Origin of the sequence: Mycoplasma sp. 2248 (genome assembly GCF_034863245.1) — a bacterium.
Taxonomy (GTDB): Bacteria; Bacillota_I; Bacilli_A; order Mycoplasmatales; family Metamycoplasmataceae; genus Mycoplasmopsis.
In genome coordinates this window covers 15,045-38,200 of the sequence record NZ_JAYFFC010000004.1, presented here as the reverse complement: position 1 = coordinate 38,200, position 23,156 = coordinate 15,045, and the positions used below count along the sequence as shown (strand labels likewise).

Here is a 23,156-nt window from a genome sequence, read left to right as displayed (position 1 = left end):
TTTTGATACCAGTTTTTAACTAAATAAATTATTGATTGTTTTTAATGTATGTGTTCTCAACTAATCTTAATAATTCAATTGAACCATCGTATTGAGCAAATAATAATGCTAAATCAAATGGTGTAAATTCACTATCATCATCATATGTTCGGTAAACATTTAAATTGAATTTTAAGTATGAACTTCTTGAAATTGAGAAGTTATCTGAATTTAAGAAGTTGTAGTAAGCTACTCTAGCTTGTTGTAATTGTTGTTTTTTCTCATCTTTTGAACTAGCGTCAGCTTTTAAGTACGCTAAGTTAGCTTGATAGTAAGCTGATTCTAAATTCATCATTTCTGTGTATAACTCTGATTTAGGTTTTCCTGATGCTTCTTGTTCATCTGTTAAGTATTCAAAACCATCAGCGTTAGCAAAAATTATATTTCTAAATGTTAAATCTTTTTTAACTAAATTATCAATAGCTTTGTGTGTTGCATCATAAACAACTTTATCTTGGTGGTCTTCGCTAATTGAAGTTTCTGATAATTCAGCTGAAACTGATTTATACATTTGTCTAATGAATGAATAAATTTCTTGACCTGGAACAATGTATAAACTTTGTTTTGCTTTCTTATCTTGTCTTCTAAAGTTTTCAATGTTTGAATTTTCTCTTTCGATATCATCTGCAATAAGTTTCATAAATGTTTCGCCAGCAGCTGGTAATTTACCAAAGTTAGCTGAATATTCAACGGCTTTTTCATTAAGTGAAGCAACTTTAGAATTTAAGTCATCAAGAGACATTGAATCATAAGCGTGATCTCTGAATGTAGTTGCAAATTCACCTCATTCATAGTCTAATTCGCTTGTGAATCCTTGGTAATCATCTAATGCATAAAATACTCCACCTTCTTCTCTAGCAGCCGTCATTTTTACATTTAATTGCTCAAATTGTGAGTATTTGTTGTTTAAGTATGCTCTAGCATCTGTTTCATTTGCGAATTCATTGTGTTTTAAAGAGTTAGCAAATGTTGTATATTCATCTAATAAAGCTAACCCGTTTGTGTATTTATCACCTGATCTGTTGTCTTGGTAAATGTCAGCAAATTTTACGTAAAGCATATCCATGTTACCATCGTTTTCATCACCAACTTTTTGTTCTAATACTGATTTGAAGTCAGCTAAAACTTTGTAAGTTTCCGCAAAACCTTCTGCATTAGAATCAGCAACAAATTGATCTCATTTATTAATAATTGTTCTGAAATTGTCTACAGCACTATTGAAAAAGTCTATAATTTGGCTAAATGTAAATTCAAACATTCCATCAGTACCTATTAATGCTGAATATGTATCAATAACTGCTTGAACTTTAGCTTTATCTTCATTTAGAGTAGATGAGTATTGTTCAATTGTTGTGTAATCTGGATGGTTAATTGTATCTAAATTGTATGAACTTACTAATTCTTTTAATTTTGCTTTGATAACTTCTGAATCAGCGATTGAATCTTCTGCAGATTTAATTCTTGCTTGATATTTTGAAGCTGATTTTGAAAGTTGTAAAACAGCTTCCATTTCTTCAGATTTTGGATCAATGCCTTGAAGTTTTCAGTATTCAAATAAGTTAACTAATGTGTTTAATTTAAAGTCAAAAGCTTTAATTAACATGTATCTATCAACTGCTGAAACAAATTGTTCTTGTGAAAGAGCTTTAATTTCGTTCATTTGCTTAATGGCTCATGTATTGAATTTTTTATATGATTTGTAAATTGCTGAATTTTCATCTCCATCATACATTTGTTCATTTCATTTTGCCTTGACTTTTCTATTGTATAGAGCGTATGTGCTACCGCTGTAGGCTCCATCATACATTTCGTTAGCTTTTGCGTTAATATCAGCAAGAATTTGTGTTGTATCAATATTGTATTTTGATAAATCATTTTCCGATTTTGAAAGAACGTATAATAACCCCTCTAATGTGGTTTGTTTAGGGATAAATTGGTATCTAATAACATTGAAAAGATCATCACGGAATTGGTTATAAAGATTTGTGTAGTAAACTGAAGGTAAGTATTTAATTCCTGTGTTTTTGTAGAATTCTGAGAACTTGTCTGCGATTTCTTTAGAAATTGGCTTTAATTGCTCTAAAACTTCTGCATCAATGATTTCATTTGATAATGGGAACTTAGAAATTCTTAATGAAGGAACCATTAATGAAGGTCTATATTCATTGAATGAATTTGTGTTGTAAATGTATTTGCTTCAGAATTGAATTTCTAATGCTTGGAAGTTAATAAATTGTTCGTCTAAGTTTGTAGATGTATTTAATGCTTCTTCATAGTTTGTTTTAACACCATTAACTAATTGAATGTTTTCATCAACTTTTGCACTTTCTTCAGCTGATAAAGTTGAACGATCCATACTTGATAAGTTAACTGCAACATTTTCTAAATCTTTAATTCTTCATTGGAATAATGAATTCATGAATTCTTCTTTAGGAAACGGCATTTCAACTTTAGCTTCAGGGAAGTAATTTTTAATAATTGTGTATCAGTTTAAAGCATACATTGTTTGAGCATAGAAATAGTTAATGTTATTGTAGTCATCTTCTTGAGCTTCATATTCTTTACTACTTTTTTCTCATGTTGAAACAGCACCATCAATGATCGATTGGTTTGATTTATAAAGTTCAGGGTATTTTGATTTAAATGAGCTTAAGTAGAAAAGAATTGCTTTTGTGATTTTAAGTAATGATTGCTTACCTGAAGGAGCTCTCTTTACCATTTTTGACTTAACATCTTCTAATTCGTTTTTAGCAATTTCTAATTGATCGTTAAGAGCCTGAATTTCTCTTTCTTTTTCTGCTAATGTTTCCTTGTTTGCACCTTCAGTGTCAGCTTTAAGATCTTCTAATTCCTTTTTAGCTGCTTCAAGTTGTTTTTCAATTGCAACAACTTCTAAGTTTTTATCAACAAATCCACGTAATAATACGTCTGCAGCTTGATCTTTTAATGTTTGTAAAAACTCAGCTAATTTCTTAACATCTGAATCTGATAAAACTTCTTTTTTATCTAATTCAGCAATTAAAGCAAATAATTCATTTTGTTTTTTTGATACTAATTGATCTAAGCTATCTCCAGATTTAGCAACTGAACTGTATTTGTTAAATTCAGCTTGAATATCTGTATTTAATTTTGATTTTTCTGCTTTAAGTTCTGCTTGACTTTTTTGTGAACTTGATGAGTTATTACATGATACTAATAACATTGGTGAAAGTAATGCTGCACCACTTAAACCTAAAACTAATGATTTTAATCTTGCTTTCATATGATTTATCCTTTGTTTTATTGATTTTTTTAGTTAATTTGATTTTATAAGTTTTATTATAAATTAATTTATTAATTTATAAAGAAAAACGCACATTCCAAGTGATTAGAATATGCGTTATATCAAAATAGAAGTTAAGTAAGAACTACTTAACAACCATTCCAGCTACTTCGTCAGCAAAGTTTGATTGAACTTTTTCAATACCTTCACCAACTTCAAATCTAACAGCTGAAACTAACTCATCATTGTGATTTGATAAGTATTTTTCAACTGATACTGAATCGTCAACAACAACAGGTTGTTTAGCTAAAACGATTTCTGATAATTGTTTGTTTAATCAACCTTCTGTAATTTGTTGTTGTATTTTTTCTGGTTTAGAGTCAAAACCATTTGGTTTCTCAAATCCTGCTTTGATTTCTTCTAATTTTTCTGCAGGGATATCTGAAACTAATGTGAATTCAGGATTCATAGCTGAAACATGCATTGCCACGTTTTTAGCAGCTTCTACATTGTTACCTTTAACTGTAACTACTGCTGCAACTTGACGGTTAACATGAACGTATATACCTAAAACTTGGTCTTCTTCAGCAACTACTCTTTGAATCCGACGAAGAGAAATTTTTTCTCCAATAACTGATGTAGCTTGAATTAAAGCTTGTTCAACAGTTTCGTTGTCATTCATTTTTGTAGCTAAGGCTTCTTCTAAGGTGTTAGCCTTTGATTTAAAAACTGATTTTGTAACTTCGTTTAATAAGTTAAGGAACTTGTCGTTCTTAGCAACGAAATCGGTTTCTGAGTTAATTTCAACCATAACAGCTTCTTTATCTGTTCCATGAGCTGAAACTGCACCTTCAGCAGTAATACGACCTGCTTTTTTAGCAGCTTTAACAATTCCATTTTCTTTTAATCATTGAATAGCTTTTTCAATGTCGTATTCTGTAGCTTCTAATGCTTTTTTAACATCGATTAAGGCTGAATTTGTTCTAGCTCTTAATTCTTTAATTTTTTCCATTTTCATGTCTGCCATGATTACTCCTTAATTAAATTATTTTGTGATTAATTAGTTGTTTGAGTTTTCTTCTTGTTTTTGGAATGAAGGTAAAACAACTTTATCGTCTTCTTGGTATGCAAATTTAACTTGTCCACCACGTGCTTTAACAATAGCGTCAGCTAAAATTGTCATAATTAAAGCGATTGATTTTGAAGAGTCATCGTTTGCAGGAATTCCGAAGTCTAATAAATCTGGGTTAGCATTTGTATCTAAAATACCAATAACTTTGATTTTCTTTCTTTTAGCTTCTTTAACTGCGATTGCATCTTCATTTGGATCAGCAACAATCATTACTTGTGGTAATCTGTTCATGTTTCTGATTCCATCTAAGTTTTTGTGTAATTTATCTAATTTCTTTTGTAAGTCTAAAGCTTCTTTCTTTGTGTATCCAGCAAATCCGTTAGCTGCTTTAGCTTCTAATTCTTTCATTTTGTTTACACGTGACATGATTGTTTGGTTGTTTGTTAATGTACCACCTAATCATCTTTCTGTTACGTATAATGAGTTTGTTCTTTCAGCGGCTTCTTTAACTGCTTCTCTAGCTTGTTTTTTTGTACCAACAAAAATAAATTGTGCATTTTTAGATGCTAATGTGTTTACTAATGAGTAAGCGTATTCTAAGTATTTTTGTGTTTTGATAATGTCAATAATGTGTGATCCTTTGTTCTTTTTGTTTGGAACAATGTAATCTTTCATTTTTGGGTTTCAAGCGTGAGTTTTGTGTCCGAAGTATGCTCCGGCTTCTAATAATTTTGTTTTTGAAACAATTGGTGTTCTTTGTTGTTTTTCAACAACTTTAACATTTTCTTTTTTGTTTTCTGCGTTGTTCATAATTTTAATTTCCTTTTAGTTTGTTTTGCTACGTAAATATTTCGAGCACCTAGCACTATGATTAGCACACCCAAGTGAATCCATACTTACTGATATATTTGTTAATTTTTGTAAGAGTAGTTTTAAAACTCTTGTAATCTATTGTATTACATTTTTCATTATTTCAAAGTTAAAAGTTTTAGGGTCAAATCTATATTAAAAAGCGCTACACAACTGATGTGTAGCACTTTGAAACTAGAGATTAATTTTTATTAATGTAACCATCTCTAAGCATTTCGTAAAGAATTTCTGTTTTAGTTTTTCTTGTGAATTTATCAATAGGTTTTGTTTTTCTATAGTAGATGTAAACTAAAACTTGATCTTTTCAATAGTTCGAGTTATTTGTACTGTTAGATCTGTTTCCAACTATAAATTCATAGTTGTAACCATTTCCTCTTTCTGCTTTACCAAATGCACGTTTTTGCTCTTCTGTTCATCTATTGAATTCTTGAGCGTGTCTATTTTTAACTGTTGTTCAAGCCATTTCAGTTCCATCAAGGAAGATGTTTTCGAGTTCAAGAGTTGTTCCGTTTCAGAATAAGAAATCTGAAATATTTCCTTTTTCTTTAGCGGCTCATAAAGCAAATGTCGTAAATCTGAAAACTGCTTTATATGCATCATTTTGTTTGTAAGCATTATTTCTAAGACTTGTGTTATATCTACCTGATTGAATTTCTTCAAACATATATTCTCAGATAGGAATGTAAAGTTCTTTAATAAATTCTTTAACTCTACCCACAATTTCAAAAATACTTACGTCAAACTCAAATTTGTATTTTGGTGATGATGAGCTTCCTTGATTATTGTTAGATGAAGATGATGAGGATGATGAAGATTGATTTGGATTCATCAGACCATCAATAATCTTGTAAATACCAGTTTTTTCAGGTTGTAATGTTGAGCTTTCAAACAATCTGTTGATAAATTTGACAAAAGTACCATTACCCATATTCTTGATAATTTTTCCAACGAATGGTCCTTTTTCGAGAATTTTATTCATTGAAATGTTTCCATTTTTATTCAAGATGATTGACATAATACCATGAATAACAATATCTTTAAGAGCTTTAATTCTGTCTTCGATTTGTTCAAAGTCAGTTTTTTGAATTAATTCATAAATATTGTCAACAATAGTTCTAAGTTCATCTGAACCTCTAAGAGTTTTGAATAATCCTGAAACCATGTTGTCAAAGATTTGTGAATCTGAATCATTAAATGCAAATCCCATTCCTTTGAACATATTTGAAATAATAAGTCCTATACCATGAGAAATTTCAGCATCTTCATTATCTAAAATGTGGTTAACTCATTGAACAATATATTGCTTAATTTGAGGTGATTTAGGTGAAACAAAGATTTCATTAAGCACAGATGAGAATGAATTACGTTTAGCATAATCTTCTGATCTATCAAGTACATCAGTGAATACTGTAACTAATAAGTTAATTAAGTTTTCGTTTCCTAATGCATTAACAGCCATATTGTTAATTGCTGTGTCGTAATCGTTTGTACCTAATAACGCTTTTCCTAAACCAAATTGAGAAATAACTCTTGTTAATTTTTGTTTATTATTAAGCATTTGTGTAATGATGCTTCTGAATAAGTCGATAATTTTTTGTTTATTATCTTGAATAAACGGATCAAGAAGAATCTTCTTAACTGTATTGAATGTTGTAAAGTCAATTCCTTTAACAACTGCTCCTACAACACTTGAACCAAATTCACTGAATGAAGCTGATTTTTTGTATGTCGAAACAATGCTATCTACAACTGATCTGAATATTCCGGCACGTTGTAAGATAACTGGTAAGTTATCGATTAATGTAGGAATAAATTCTTCAAGTTCACTTGTTCTTGGAATTTCAAGGAAGTTGATAAATCTATTAAGTAATTTTTTAACAACACCTTTACTAATGTCATTGTTAAGTGTTTTAACAATTATTCCCTCAACTAAATCACCAAATCTTTTAACATTTTCATTTACATTTAAGTAAATCTTAAGAATATCGTAGAAAGTAGTTGTGTTTTCTAGGAATTGGTTATTTTCAACAATGTAACTTGAAACTTCTGTGATTAATGCTTTTAATTCATCAGAAGTCACAACTGAGTTAACTAACTGTACAAATGAATCTTGAGAAATAACTTTTTCTTCTAGGTAACTATGTGTTTCGTCGTCAAAGATATTTCAAATAATTTCACCTAAGTTAATTCTGTTCTCAAATAAGTGAAGTGCATTTGTAATAAGTGAGTATAAATCTTGTTGATGATTTGCTTGTTTAAGTGAGTTGATTACTAAGTTAAGCAATCTGATTGCTTTTTGTTCGAATCCTTCTTGTTTAGTAATTGCACCAAGTGCACTTGTAATGGCTGAAGTAATATCTAAAGTCGTGATATTAGTTTGTCTTTGTAATAATAATTTAACTATAGAATTTGCAACTTGCTCAATAATGTTTAATTCATTATCAATTCCTTCAATGTTAGCTAAAAGTGATTTAACTAAATGCGTAGGATCGCTGATGTCATTGAAAATTGAAGCGTAAGGTGATGATTGAAGATATCTTACAGCAGCAGTTGCAACCATATCTTGAACATTTTGATCTCTTGTGATTGTGTAAATAATTCTAGAAACTAAGTTTGTAATTGATTCTTTAAGATCAGGTGTTTCTAAAATTATCACAATTAATTCATCAAATGAGTTCGCATTAGCTCAACTTGATCAGTTTTTGAATAAGAATCTTAAGACTGTGTTGATTAAATCCTTAACTTCAGGCATTTTTACAACTAAATCATAAGCTTGTTTGATTTGGTCTTTTGTAATACCGAAGCTTTCAAGTAATTTATCTAATGGTAACTTAGAAATGATTGTTTCTTTAAGTTCATCATTAACTTTAATAGTTTCAATTATTGCATTAACTAATTTAATAACTTCATCTTGGTTAACTGCTAATGTTGATAAATGTTTGAATAATGATTTAACAATGTTGTATGCATCTGATTTTAGTAATCCTTTGATGTATTCAACTACAGCACTTATAGTTTGGTTTGTATCTTTAGTTGAAATAAATGTGTCAACAAAGATATTTGCAACATTAGGTAATAATTTAGCAGAGATTGCAAATGAGTTTAAGTTTTGTAATAAGTCACCTACAACTTTATCTAAATTAATTCCGGCTAATTGAATATTGTATTTTCTAGCGAATGTATTGATTAAATCTAAAACAATAACTTTAGTTGAGTCAAACTTGAGTGTTTTTTCAATGATTAATTGAATTTTTGATTTAAGTGATTCGGTTTTTTCTGAGTTAGTCTTGAATTTTTCAATTACATCAAGTGGTAAATTGATGTAATTTGTTCAAGATTTATCCTCAAGTAATCATGGAACAAACTCAATAAGTAAATCATCTATCTCACTAATTGAAATAAGTTCATTTACAAAGTTTCCTAAATGTTCTTTAGTTGTGTATTTGAATAATGTATTTGAATCAGAAAGCTTTTTGATTTGTGAATTTACAAGTTTTGTAATTGTTCCATTATTTCTTAACGCAATTATTACTTTAGGAATTAAGTTAATAATTGTTTCATAGTTATCAGTAACAACGTCGAGATTAATGATTCTGTCAACAAATCCTTTAATATCCGAAAGAACTTGTTTGTTAATTAAATCTGATAATGCTTGTGGAATTTGACCTAATATAGCTAAGATTTGTTTATTTTCAGCTTGTGAGGCTTCTGTTAACTTATCGAAGAAGATATCCAAGGCAGGATTTACAAGTTCGAGTGAATCAACAACTGATTTTAAGTTATTTGATAAATCTCTGAACAATTTATCAACTTGAGGAGTAACTTCAATGTTTAAGGTTCCAAATAATTTCACAAGTGATTTATAAACAAAATCTTTTGTAACTTGGTTAGTTAATAATCCATTTAATAATCCGGTTGTATCTTCTTTAACTGATTGAGGATTAATTAAAACAAACGCTTTCTTGATAATATCAACGTAAGAAGTTACATCAACAAATTCATTTGCTCTTTGAATTGCATTAGATGCAATCTTTTCAAATAAGTTTTTAAAGTGTTCATTACTTAAGACAAATTCAAGAAGTGCAATTAATTCATCTCTAGAGAAGTAGTTTTCAATTGAATTTCCTGCTTTTGACATTATTTGGTTAACAATACTTGTAGCTAATTCGTTAGCAGGAATTACATTGAATATGTTGTCAATAATTTTTAGTAAATCATCCTTGCTCTTTGTGAATAAGTCAGAAGTAATGACTTCTTTGAATGTTGAAACAACTTTTGTTTCAAATGCAGATGGATCTTCTGAAATTCTTTCCTTAATTGTTTTAGTAAATGAAGAAATAACTGATGAAATTGAGAAGTTTGTAATTCCTGATTTTTTAATGTAGTTAATTAAAGCATCAAAAGCGATTTCTGAAACACCAAAGTTTCTATCGATAATTGAGTAAATGTTAATAATGTTTTTAGCTAATTGCTCAGGTTCTTGAACACCTGCAAAATATTTTGCATAATCCGGGTTCTTAATAAATGCTGCTAAAGCTTGTGAAAGTTTTTCAAGTGCATTTGTTCCTGTCATTATCTGTTCAATTATGTTTAGAACTTTTGGTTTGATTGAAGCAACAAAGTTTTCATCTGAAGCTATAGCAATAGCTAATTGGTCAAATGAGTTTGCTTCTCTTAGTGTTGAATTATTATCAATAATAAAGTTTTTTACTAAATTAATAATGTCTTTAGTATTTTGTGACTTAAGAATATCAATAAATAAGTCTGATAAAACTTGAGCATCAATTTTTAATTTATCAGCAATTGATGCAACAGGTATCATTGCTGCAACTTTTTGGATATTTTCATCAACATAGTATTTAGAAATTACATTAGAAACTAATTCTTTGATTTGATCTGAGTGATTTCAAATGTTTGAATTTAATAATGTTTTAATGTATCCGAATTCTTTAATGTTTAATAATGATTTTACATTTGAAGTAATGTACTTGATTAATTCATCTAAACTATTTGACTCTTGTAGACCTGCATTAACGATTTCAATTAATTGATCAACCATTGTGTTTGTAGGGTTGTAGTTAATTAATTGATTTAATGTTTGTTTAAGTGCTGTATAGAATTCAAGCGGTAATTCTGAAGACAATAAACCTTGGTCAGCAAGCATTTTATTTAATGCTTTATGCATTAGTTTATCTAAACCGTTTGAACTTAAAATTGTATGAATAACACTTGCAAGTTCATATTTGTGCTCTGTTGTAACATTTGAATTTTTAAGAGCTTTGAAAATAACATCTTTAGGATTTGTGAAGATCGAGTCTAATAAATCATTATCAACAATTGCATCAACTAATGAGTTAAGTAATGTTGGTAAATTACTATTTCTTAAAACATCGTTAGCTACTTGTGATGCGCCTTCTGATGAAACTAATTCACCTAAATTTGCATCATTAATCATTGAAGTTAATTTTGTGATTGTTGAATCTTTAACTAAGATTGTTGAAACTAAGTAGTGTAATAAGTTTTTGATGAATTGCTTGTTTTCTGAATAAATAGGAGAAGCTAAGATTTTGTTTACAAATGCTTGCTTATCTTTGTTAAATTCAGCAACAATTAATGAAACAATTTCATTTGGTAATGTTTTAATTACACTTAATGGTTCATCTGCATTTTTAGCATTTGAAAGAACTTCAAATACCTTGTCAAATACAGGTTGATAAATATTTAATGAATTTAATAATGGGATTAAATTATCCACTAAATCACTTACAAAGTCTTTGCTTAATTGTGAATATAAGTCAGGAAGAGTTGATTTAACAACATTATTGATTAACTCTTTTAATATAACTTTGTTATTTTCGTTTTCAAATAATTCAGAAATGAAATTACTTAAGTTAGATTTCATTTGCTCATAATCAAGCCCTTTAAGAATTGTGATTATTAAATCATTGTAAGTTGTAAATTGCTCTGCAGTTGCAATTGAATTAAGAACATTTGTAAGTTGATTTAAGAATACAACTTTGAATGAGTCATTGTTTAAAACGAATTTAACTAATTCTTTTAAGTTATCAAATGAAACATAATTTTCAATCTTTTCTTTTAAGTTTGCAGGAACTTTCGCGAAAATTGATTCAAACATTTGTGAATCAGTAGCAATCTTGTTGTAAACATTTCTGATAATTTGATTAATATCTTGATTGTGTTTTGAAAGTAAGCTATCACATAAAATCTTGATTGCTTTGATAATGTTTGTTTCTTGATTTTCTCCACCAAATTCTTCTGCAAATGATTTTAAAATTAATGTACCTAAATCGGATAATTTTGTGTAGTTTCCATTTTGATTAAACTCTTCTAGACCACTGTAGATATGTGCAAAAATGTTGAATGTATCACTGTAGTTTGGTAATAAGTCAAATAAATCAGAAAGTAATCCATCAATGTTTTGAACATCTTGAAGTAATCAACTAATTGATTCATTTGTTTTCACAAGGTTACTTATAAATCCAGTAACCATTTTCTTAATTGTTGGATTTGATTTTAATGCATCGAATGCAGTTTTAAGTGAACCCTTAACATCGTGAATAAAGTTAACATCCTTAAGAACTAAAACCACTAAATCAGTTAAAGAAGATAAGTTAGCAATTTGTTCTTGGTTATTTAAGATAAAGTCAGTTAAACTTGTTCCGATATTTACAAGAGGTTCTGAAACAACAATGTCGTTAAGTAATTGTTTAAGTTCGTCTGCTGAAACATTAAGTTTTGTAGCAACAGAATCAAGATTTAAATTATTAATAAATTCTGAAACTTTATCATTTGTTTTAAGTTGTGATAATAATGATTGAATAAATTCTTTTAATGAAGCTTTTTCAATGTCACTAAGTGGTGCACTTAAAAGATTTTTAATAAACTCAAATTCTGTCACCTTCAAGTTTTTAAGAATTACATTTGGTAATTGTGAAGTTAAACTGCTTAATGTAATGTTTTCATTATCGAATAACGCAATAACTTCAGCAATTAAATTGTTAAGTTTATTATCTGCACTTAAGTTATTCATTAAGTTTGCAAATACAGTATTTAACATTGAATTGAATTTAGCATCGTAAGTAAATCCTGCTTTTTCAAGTAAAACTACAAACACTTTTGTAAGAGTTTTGTTAATTGTTAAATCAGTAACCACATTATCTAAAATTGGTTTGATGTTTGAAGTTAATATAGTTTTGAATTCAGGTTTGTTGATTACTAAATTAATTAAGTCAGTAATGTTTTCAACTGTTTTTAATTCTGTAATGTTGTTAAAAATTAAATTAAAAACATTTGGAATTAGTGAATTAATTTGTTCTGTATCAAAAATCTTGTTAACAATTGTTTTGACTTCATCAATATCTGCATATTTAGCTAAAGTTTCATTTGAAGAAACTGTAGAAATTAAAATATCTCTGATTTTTAAAACAACCGCATTGTTTTCATTTAATTCAGTAAATACATTTTTAATAATTTCTTTTCAGATAGGTGCATAAGAACTAAATGTTTCTAAGTTAGCAACTTTTTTAACTAAAGCAATAGGGTCAGAAGCTAATTTTGATTTTAAGAAATCAGTAATTTTTGAAGGTAATACCCTTATATCAGCATAAGGTGTGCTGCTTGTTTTAATTGTTTCAAGTTGACTAAACACAAAATCAATAAGTGGATTAATAATGTCTAATGATTTTACAAAGTTTAATAATTCAACTTTTGAGTCGTTAACAAATGCTGTGATTTGTTCATCGCTAGCTGCTTGGTTGTATTTTTTAGCAACCGATTTAAGTACATTACCAAGTAAGTTAGAAGCAAGTTGATCATCAGTTAAGTCAGCAACTAATCTCTCAAGGTGTTCTTTAACAGTTTCTAAGTTAGGAATTACTAATAATTTTTGAATTAATGCGTTTAAATCTTCAACATCAGCAAATTCTGCAAAATTATCTACATAAGATTCAACTAAGTAATTTACAAGGTTATGTAAGTTTTGATTTTTAAGCAATGAATTAACAAGCGAATCGATATTTTCTTCACCTACAAATGAAGTAATTTTTGTTGATGATAATGCTTTTGCAACCATTGAAGGGATGTTTAAACGATCAAGATTGTTTAAAACATTCTTAATAAGTTGTTTAATAAATGTTTGATTATTTGTTACTAATTTTGAATCATTAATGAATTTAAGAATTTTGAAAACATTAAATTCGTTTGTTTCTTCTTCAGAATCTGAGTTGTTCATTTTAGCAACAAAATTATCAATAGCAATTTTTCCTGCTTGAGTTGTAATTTGTTTAATGTTGTCAAGTGAAGCTGATTCATTTTGATTTAATAAGTCAGCAAATTGAGAAATAAAATCTGAAATAAACTCTTTAATTGAGTCTGGTTTTAAACTTGTTATGTTGTTTAATAAACTATCAACAAAATTATCTGATTGAGCTTTGATAAGTTGGCTTGATAATCCATTGTTTTCAAGTAAGTTTCATAAAATGTCTTTAAGGATATTTTTGGTAACATCATTTGAAACAATGTCTCACGCAAAATCAGAAATTGAGTTTGCAATTTTCTTAATATTTTCTTTATCTGATAAGAAAACTTTGATTAATTGTTGTAAGTTTTCTACTTGTGCAAATTGCTCAGAGTTACTAATGAAACTTTCAAGTGCAAGTCCGATAACTTTCGAAATATTTGGATTAGTTACAATTTGAGTGATTAATGATTTAAGATCATCTTTTTCAATTTTGAAAGGTTCAACATATTTGTAAGCAAGACCTGTGATTGCATCTGAAATCATTTCACTTTTTAGCGCAAATAAGTTTGTAATTACACCTTGAAGAGCTGAGATTAATTCAGGTTTTTTATATGTAATGAATTTTGAAGACGCAATTGCTCTAATAAGTTTGAATAAGTTTTCTTCTTTAAGAACTGATTTAATGAAAATTTGAGGAATTTCCATTAATTCAAGTTTGTCTTCTCTGTTTAATCTTGATAATTCATTTTGGAAATCTAAGTAAATTTGTTGAATTAATCCTGAATTGACAATAGATTCAATGATTGTAACAAAACCATTTTCACCATTGTTTTCTGTATCTAGAATTAATTCCTTTAATTTACCTTCTGGATCAAGTTGTTTATAAATTTCATTATTTGTAAGACCATTAATTGCTGAAGCAGTTACATTTCTAAATGTAGCTGACATTCTTAAAAGTCTATTAGGGTAATTGTATGGAGTTCTAAGTTTGTTAATTTCATCAATGAATGGAATTGAAGAATCTAAATATGAATTTGTATCAGACCCAAATAATTGTAAGTTAGATACAAAAGGTTCGATTTGGTATTTTAGTGTTGTAGAGTCGGTGAGTAAATAATCTTGGTTAAAGTTATAAGTTGGATCAAAATTTGCGAGGTCAAAAGATGGAGATGTAAGTTTAATATACATATCCATAGCCATTTTTTTGTATCCCCTTGTGTTAGGGTGAATATCAATATAAACATCAGAAATTTCATCTGAATGAGCAGATCAATAATCAACATTGTATGCATTTAGCACATTAACATCTGTAATTTTCGCAACATCATACAATGAGCTGTTAATTTGTTGTAATAAAACTTGAGTTGGATCTACTGGAATGTTTCCTAATTTAGATTGGAAGAATTTGTCAATCGCTCTTTTGAAACCAGAAAGTGGTAATGGGTAAGCTACTAAGTTAATGTTTGCTTTTGGAGCAAGTTTTTTAAGTTCATTAACTAAAAGTAAAGCTCTTTTTCTAACTTCTGGAAGTGTGTTTGTAAGAACTTTGTTGAAAAACTCAATAATCTTTCCATAGTTAGGTTTTTCTTTTCTGAATTCATTAACAATTTCCATTGGTCTATTTTTTGAAACTGTATCAATTAGCAAGAAGAAAAAGTCATTAGCACTAATTGACATAGTTACTAAGTTTGCTTCTTTTAATTGTTCCTTGATGATTGGACCCATTTCTTGCATATTTTTATTTTTGAAAGTTTTGTTAACAGCAGGTCAATCAGGTGTGTCGTTGTAAGGGTTGTCATAGTCGATTCCGAAAATTTTAAATCAGTCAACTATACGAGCACCAGAAGCTGCGAAGTTTTCAAAATATTCAAGTCTATTATTTGAATTTTGATTTAGTAATCTTGCTAAAAACGCAGCATAAGAAGCTCCGGTGATTTCTCCGTTAGCTTCTAATTTACCTGGATAATCCTTTGGAAGCGCTCCATCATATCCTGCAGTGATTGAATCTCCTAATGCAACATATCTAATTTTTTGATCTTTTGATATGAAGTTATTTGAAACAAGACGTTTAGATAATTTTTCTTTGGCACGTTCAACATCAGTTTTTCCATCAGGGTTTTGGTTTGAATCATTACCTCCGTTTTGAGAACCATTGCCATTATTTGCTCCTGGTTCAGTAATTTTAATTCCACGAGTTGGATCAACCGGTTCAGGTTTATTGATGATTGGTGCATCACCATCGTTTAAATCAGTTCATCTACCGATTGGTTTTGATGAACCTGGCGCTTGACAAGACGCAGAAACAACACTAGCTGAAGTTAAGATTGCAGCTAATGAAATTAACGTTAACTTTTTTTGTTTTTTCATAATCACCTCTCTTATATACACTATAAGTGTATATAAAACTAATTTCATAAAATTTTACCAAATTAAAGAGTAAACAAGCAAATTGCAAAAATTGTTAAACTATTTTTAACAAAGCTAAAATAAAAGAGCAAGCTTTTAACTTTTATAGCTTGCTCATAGTATTAAAAGTTTTAATTTGCAAATGGATTGAGTGAATTTAAAACACAATAAAATATTCTACTTCAGTACAATAATGAGATTAATTGTCCTAAAGTTTCTTCAAAATTGTTTGCAATTTCAATTGTAATTGAGTTAACTTCGTTATTAAAACTTGATAAATAATTAACAAAAGTTTGATAAGTTTCATCTTTAATTTGATTAATTGATAAGTTTTGAAACTTGTCAATTAGGTCATCATTTTCAAGGTTTGAAGATAACTGATAATCAAAGAATCTTTGTTTAATTAAACCAAAAGTAACAAATTTATTTCCCTTTCCTGAAAGCAATGGCTGAGTATAAGTCGCAATTTGTTGTGGAAAGTTTATTGATGTGCTGATTGTTTTAATTTGCTTAGTTGTATTATTGAATTGATTTGCAAATCAAGCAAAATAATTATTTAAAAATGAATCATATGAAACAAAAATATTAGCAAATCCATCTTCTTTGTTTTTAAGAACACTTTCATTGATTAATAAAGCCAATTCAAGTGCTCTGTTGAAATAAACATCAGGATTAAGAATATTTTTTGAAGCTTCAACATAACCATGAATAACTTTTTGAATATTAATCCCCTGAAGTGACATAATCAATAATCCAATTTCACTTAATACACTATATTCTGGATGGACATCATTTGAAACAAATAAAATATTGTTGCTTGCAAATTTAAATTTGCTTAAGTTTGAAAAATTAGTTTTGCTGCCTACATAAAACATATGATTTTTGATCATAAATTCATTTGAATGTTGCTCGAAAATATTTGTAATGTATGAAATTCATTCATTTTCATAATCATTATTTCCGGTTTCGTTTAAAAACATAAAACCAACATTATCGCCAATTCCATTTTTGAAAGTTTGAATTAACTGTTCAATTTTATTAATTGGAATTGATGGATTAATAAAGATTAATTCAATTTTCTTATCCTTATTAATATCGATTTGTCCAAAAATAAATTGCATTGCAGCTTTAATTGAAAGTTCAATTGTTTTAGAAGTTCAAATAATTAACTTAGAAATATTTGTTGAATATATATTGTTGCAAAATTGAATTATTTTATCTACACCATTGAGCCCAAAGTTTAATGCAATATCATCGAAACCTAAATATGATGAACCATCAAAATTTAAAGATTTAATTTTATCAATTACTTCTGAAGCTTGCTTTTGTTGAATTTGTAACTCGTGTTGAGATTGAAAATAATTTTTCTTAATTGAAATTACTTGCATTTAACTACTTATTCTTGTGATTATTGTTTTTATTGTCGAATTTCTTATTTTCAACAAAATAACTATTTGTGTAATTAATTAAATTTCTAAATCCATTTTTTGTCGCTTTTAGTTCATTGTAATATTTTTCTCTTTTGTAAAAGTCTTTCCCTTGATGGTTTGGATGATTTTTCTTAAATGAACCTAAACCTTGTTTTTTATTGTTATCAAAACTTAAAACAATAAAGTTGATAATGTCACCAATTGAAAATAAATCTGACATTTGGTGATGTGTAAAATCTGTGATGTCTTTTCTGTAAATCAAAAATGAATTACCATATTTGTCGTGAAGTTTTATAAACTTTGAACCTGATGTAATTATTTTTGCTGAAGCAACGTCACCAGTTTTGTAGCCCAAAAATGATTGTGAATTTTCTTTTCTTGAAACTTTTAAATTTTGCTTATTAATATTTTTGTTAAGTGGTGTATTCATAATTATTTATTATTATAAATAATTTATTTTTTTATGTATGAAACTAAAAAGACTATGGCATAGAAATAAAAAGTTTTAAGTTGCATAAAAAAATAAGCTATACAGCTTAAATTTATTTTTTGACTTTGACTAATTCAATTTTTGAATTTAGCAATTCTTGCTCTAGTTCTTCAATATTTTCAAGTTCATTTTCAAGTCTTAAAGCTTCCTGGATTGTAGGTTTTGTAACTGGTTCTTTAGGCGCAAATAGTTCACAAGTTTCATTAGCTTTAATAATTGAAATATTTTCTGTACCTATTTTTCTAGCAATATCAATAATATCGTTTTTATCGTATGTTAATAATGGACGTAAAATTTGCATTCTTGTTGCTTCTCCAATTGTTGATAATGATTCAATTGTTTGAGATGCAACTTGACCTAAATTATCACCATTTGAAATTGCTTGTTGATTATATTTTTGTGCTATTTGCTCAGCTATACGGTAAAAACTTCTTCTCATTAAAGTGATTTTGTATGATTCTTTTGAAACGAATGAAATGTAGTTCATTAAGTGTGAGTAATCTGCGATCAATAAGTTTGATGTTACTTGATATTTATTTAAAACTTTAACTAAATTTGTAATTTTTTCTACAGTTCTAATATCTGTTTGAGGAGGTGTGATAAAGGTTAAAAAGTCAACTTTGAGTCCTCTTTTCATCATTTGTCAAGCAGCGACCGGAGAATCAAAACCACCAGAAATAAGGTGAAGAACTTTACCTGACACTCCTACAGGTAAACCTCCTAAACCTTTAGTGTAATCAGAGAAAATGTAAGTTTTTCCGTTTCTAACTTCGACATAAAAAGTTTGGTCAGGATTATGTACATCAACTTTAAGATTTGTGTTTTTTAAGACTACACCACCTAGGTAATTGTTAATTTGGTCTGATGAGAATTCAAACTTTTTGTAATTTCTTCTAGCAGCAATTTTAAAAGTTTTTGAATCAGGTCTAATTGATGATAAAACTGCATTTGCAAAAACTTCCATATCATTTTCAACAACCATAACCGGTGAGTATGAACTGATTCCGAATACATAATTTAAGTTATTCATATTTTCTTCTGAATAAGGTAAATACATTCTGTCAAATTCAACTTCTGGAGTTACGCCAACAATGTGTTTAATATTAATTGCAAGTTGATTAATAAACTGTTTTCTGTTTTTCTTTTTCAGCACTAACTCGCCGTAACGAATCAAAATTTTACTGTACATATTTCTCCTTTATTAAAAACTTTTTAAGTGCTAAATAAGCATTTTTATAATTATTTTCTTCTTTAATTACATTCTCAATACTTTTGCTAATATCAATGTAATTAGCAAAAGTTTCTTGATTATTTATAAATGAGTCATTTCTTTGAAGTTCTAATCTTATATTGTTATAGATTTCTTTGTATTTTGCATTGAGCGAAATCACTTTAATTAAAGTAGCTAATTTACTAATGAATTCATCTCAAATTGTCTTAATTTTATTTCAGGACTTTTGTTTTTTGAAATTTCTTTCATATAAATAAATTAATTCAGTTCTTAATTTATTTATTTTTGGATCATTTGGAATTTCAGGATGGTAAATGCAAGATAAATAGGTATCAATAGCTTCATCAATTTGAATTTGGAAATTATCATTTAGTTCTTTTAATTCTTTAGATTTTGATTCAATAACTACATTAGTTTTTTCATAATTTTCATATTTAACAACTAAATCTTGAACTAGTGTTCGTATGTTTTTTAATGATTTATTTTCAAAAGATTGTTTGATTTTGTCAAATGCGTTCTTTACTGATTCATAATTTTTTTGTTGAATACTATTTGGTGCAAGTATGTTTTTGTGAGTTTTATTCAATTTAGAATATAAATCACGAATAATTGGAATTGTTTGATCAATGAAATCTTTAATAGAAAACATTGAATTAACAAGGTTGACTAATTTGTAAAAATTTCTATAAACTGACTTGATATTTGCATCTAAAGTTTCAGCAGTATTTTTGCCTTTAATAGCTGATTGAAGTGCTGTGGTTTTATCCTTTAACTCTATTAATTTACCTTTAATTTGCTCGTTATTTTTATTTTTTATCGCTTGCTCAAGCACTTTTGGTAGAGATTCAAAAAGTGAATACTCAATATTTTTTGATGCAAAAATTATTTTTGTATAGTTCTTCAATTCTTCTTTTCTCTTTGTTATGTTTTCAAGAGCTCTTAAAAAATCAGCTTTAACTTTAAGATCGTCAATTAATGTGATTTGAATTGATAATTCAGCTAATTTGTTTTGAAGATTTTCATATTGATTAGGTATTGCTTTCTCATAACTTTTAAGCTTGCCATTTAAAAAGTCCCTAATCTCGAGGATTGTTGAAGTGATTTCGTCAATGTTGTTTCAGTTCTTTGAATAGTCATCTGAAATTTTGTTAAATTCTATTTGTTTTTTAGAAACTTCTTTTTGTTGTTGTTTAATTGCTTTATATTTTTTGTAAGATTTAACTTTTTGTTTTTCAGCTAGCAATTCATCAAGTTCAGAAAGTTTAACTGAAATTTCTTGATTTATAGTTTCAATACTTTGTTTCACTTCAATTAATGAATTAAGCATATTCTCAAGCTCGTGATTAAAATGAGTCGTTGTTTTAACTTTTGAATATAAAGATTGATTTTGATGATTTTGTTTAGTTATCGCATCTTTTGAGCGTATACTAAATTTTTGTAATGATTGTTTAAATAAGTTCACAGAAAGCAAGTAGACTAAAAGTAAAAGAACAATAATTGAAACAATTATTATAAGTATGAACAATACTTTTGCCATAATCTCGTACCTCCTGAGCCTATTATTAAATTTTCTATATTATATTACTTTTAGCTCTAAATGATAGCCTTATCAAGCTGTGTAAAAACTAATTTAAAGCAAAAAAGCAGATAGATTTTCTATCTACTTTTAATTTGAAAATTCAATACTATTTGTAAGCTAATTTTTCTTCATAGATTTCTTTATCAAATGCTTTGATAAATTCAGTCATTAAATCAATTGTAGCTTGAATATCAACAAGTGAAGCTAATCCGATTGGGCTGTGTAAGTATCTTTGTGGAATTGAAATTGTCATAACTGCAGCACCACCAGGAGCAAATTGTAATTCAGCTGCATCAGTTCCTCCACCCTCAGCAACATATTTGTAAGCTGGAATTTCTTTTGTAGCAGCAATATTTGTTAATACATTAATTAATTTTGGATCTGGCAATGTTCCACCATCTTTAACTAAAAGACTTACTCCTTTACCTAAAACTGGTGTTCCAGGTTTTGCACCTGTTGTATCGTGTGCAGCACCTGTATCAACAGCAAAAGCAACATCTGGATTAATGATTGAAACTGATGTTTTAGCACCTCTTGTTCCAACTTCTTCTTGAACTGTTCCTACTAAGTAAACATCACATCCTAATTCTAAATCAGCAATATTATTTGCAATAAATTCTAAAGCAGTCACACCTGCTCTATTGTCCATTGCTTTTCCACCGATAATGTTATTTGTAAAATGAATTGTTTCTCCAGATAAGAAAATTTTGTCCCCAATTTGAATGTGTGCTTCTTCAACTTCTTTTTTAGATTTGAAACCTAAATCAACAAATAAGTCTGATTCTTTAAGTGCAACTGTGATTTTGTCTCTATCCATAATATGGATACTTGTGTGTCCGAATACACCATAAAATCTTTCATTTGTTTTTGATGAAACTACAACTGCTTTTGTCCCAATAACTACAGATGGTCAAACTCCACCAATTGTTGTAACTAATATGTTTCCGTTTTCAGCAATTGATTTAACCATATAACCAACTTCATCCATGTGAGCGGCTAACATAACTTTAGGCGCATTAGCAACTTTAGATTTTTTGAAGAAAATAATTGAACCAAATGCATCACGTGAAATTTCAAAACCTGGTTTAATGTTTTTTCTCAATTCATCTGCAACTGGTTCTTCAAATCTAGAAATAGCTTCAATTGACATATATTTTTCTAATCTAGAAGCTAATTTTTCATATTTTTTTTCCATACAAACTCCTTATATTTATAGATGTTATAAATTTTATACATTTTTAGCTTTTATAACACACATAAGCTAATCTTTTTTATGAATATAAGTAATTGCTATTTCATCAAAATACATTTGTAAATATTTCTTCATTTGAGGTGTTAAATTTCTAATTTGATTAAATGATTCACTTAACTTTTCTTGGTTATCATTTGAAATTTTATCCTTGCGAATAAAGCACAACTTTCCACTTGTGTCTCAATAAATAAGATTCTGTTTATCATAAATTTTGTGAATATCAGGCGATAAATTTAATAAATTATTTTCATCAGAAATCATCGTTAATGCATTTGTTTTAAATTTATCTGTTGAGTCAACAATGTTTTTGGTTTTAGAAAATCATTTTTCTATTTCATTTCTTATTCTTTCCCTTATTTTGTAAACAGGATAAATATGAGCTCTTTCAATTATTGTATTTTCTTCTAAATTAAATGATTGAATTGATTCAGTAGGAATTTTTTGAACTTTTGATCTAGTTCTTGAAATTTGATTTTCTATTTCATTTTGAATTTCAAACAATGTTTCTAGTGATTTTTTCACACTTTTGATTTTATTTCTAAATTCTTCTCTAGTTTTATCATGATTAAGACCTTTTGTTTTATTTTCGTATTCAATTGTATGAATTAAATCTTGAATAAGTAAAAATGAATTATTACCACTATTTTTGAAGTAATTAATAAAATCATTTTCATTTTTTAAAGAGCTAAGTAGACTCTTAAAATCATCTTCATTTGTTACAAATCTTTTAAAACTATTGTAATATCAATTGTCTTTAATAATATCCAAATACATAAGTGGATTATTTTTTAGATTTTCATAACTAGACTTTACTTCGGAACTGTTGGGTTTTAAATAACTACCTGCTGGATTATTACCTTTTAATATACCAATTAAGTTGTTAAAAGTTCCTTTATAATCAAAATTAACATAATAATTCAGAGCAGTCAATTCCTGATTATTTAAAAATAAGATATTTTTATCATTTTTGTTTTCTCTAGGTTCTTGTTTTAAACTGTTGCCGATAAGCGAAAATAATTTTTCCCTACATTTAAATGTGGTGGTTTTATCCTTAAATCATCTTGTAGTAGTTTTTAAATCTAAGGATGTACCTGCAAGAAATTTTATGTATCAATAAATTAATAGTCCATTTGAATCAAAAAAGCAATAGATTTTTGCATTAAAATGATTTTTGCTGTTTTCTTTAGAAAATACGTTTAAAATGCTATAAATTTTAATTTGTTTTTTTAAATTTACAAATTCACTAGATTCAAAATTCATAATAA

10 protein-coding genes are annotated in these 23,156 nt (G+C 27.9%); all 10 read right to left on the bottom strand.

Annotated features, from left to right (window positions below; translation table 4 throughout):
- Positions 1–28: 28 nt before the first annotated feature.
- Positions 29–3,301 carry a hypothetical protein gene (locus tag VBM91_RS01765; protein ID WP_323189083.1) on the bottom strand — a complete coding sequence of 1,091 codons (3,273 nt, stop codon included), beginning with the start codon at positions 3,299–3,301 and terminating at the stop codon, positions 29–31.
- A gap of 145 nt (positions 3,302–3,446) precedes the next feature.
- Positions 3,447–4,328 carry a translation elongation factor Ts gene (tsf, locus tag VBM91_RS01760; RefSeq protein WP_323177577.1) on the bottom strand — a complete coding sequence of 294 codons (882 nt, stop codon included), beginning with the start codon at positions 4,326–4,328 and terminating at the stop codon, positions 3,447–3,449.
- Positions 4,329–4,361: 33 nt separating this feature from the next.
- Positions 4,362–5,183, bottom strand: a complete 822-nt coding sequence (gene rpsB / locus VBM91_RS01755; protein WP_323176468.1) for a 30S ribosomal protein S2 — start codon at positions 5,181–5,183, stop codon at positions 4,362–4,364.
- A gap of 241 nt (positions 5,184–5,424) precedes the next feature.
- On the bottom strand, positions 5,425–15,870 hold the full coding sequence (locus tag VBM91_RS01750; protein WP_323189082.1) for an SGNH/GDSL hydrolase family protein: 10,446 nt from the start codon (positions 15,868–15,870) through the stop codon (positions 5,425–5,427).
- Positions 15,871–16,040: 170 nt separating this feature from the next.
- The gene (locus VBM91_RS01745; protein ID WP_323188592.1) at positions 16,041–17,297 is read right to left on the bottom strand and encodes a hypothetical protein; all 1,257 of its coding nucleotides are present in this window, start codon (positions 17,295–17,297) and stop codon (positions 16,041–16,043) included.
- Positions 17,298–17,301: 4 nt separating this feature from the next.
- Positions 17,302–17,769, bottom strand: a complete 468-nt coding sequence (locus tag VBM91_RS01740) for a hypothetical protein (RefSeq protein ID WP_323188593.1) — start codon at positions 17,767–17,769, stop codon at positions 17,302–17,304.
- Between the two features lie 112 nt (positions 17,770–17,881).
- The gene (thiI, locus tag VBM91_RS01735) at positions 17,882–19,018 is read right to left on the bottom strand and encodes a tRNA uracil 4-sulfurtransferase ThiI (protein ID WP_323188594.1); all 1,137 of its coding nucleotides are present in this window, start codon (positions 19,016–19,018) and stop codon (positions 17,882–17,884) included.
- The gene (locus VBM91_RS01730) at positions 19,008–20,597 is read right to left on the bottom strand and encodes a hypothetical protein (protein ID WP_323188595.1); all 1,590 of its coding nucleotides are present in this window, start codon (positions 20,595–20,597) and stop codon (positions 19,008–19,010) included. Before VBM91_RS01730 ends, thiI begins: the two co-directional genes overlap by 11 nt.
- Positions 20,598–20,745: 148 nt before the next feature.
- The gene (locus VBM91_RS01725; RefSeq protein WP_323188596.1) at positions 20,746–21,834 is read right to left on the bottom strand and encodes a M42 family peptidase; all 1,089 of its coding nucleotides are present in this window, start codon (positions 21,832–21,834) and stop codon (positions 20,746–20,748) included.
- A 66-nt stretch (positions 21,835–21,900) separates the two neighbouring features.
- Complete coding sequence (locus tag VBM91_RS01720) at positions 21,901–23,151, bottom strand: MAG4270 family putative restriction endonuclease (protein ID WP_323189081.1); 1,251 nt, start codon at positions 23,149–23,151, stop codon at positions 21,901–21,903.
- Positions 23,152–23,156: the final 5 nt, after the last annotated feature.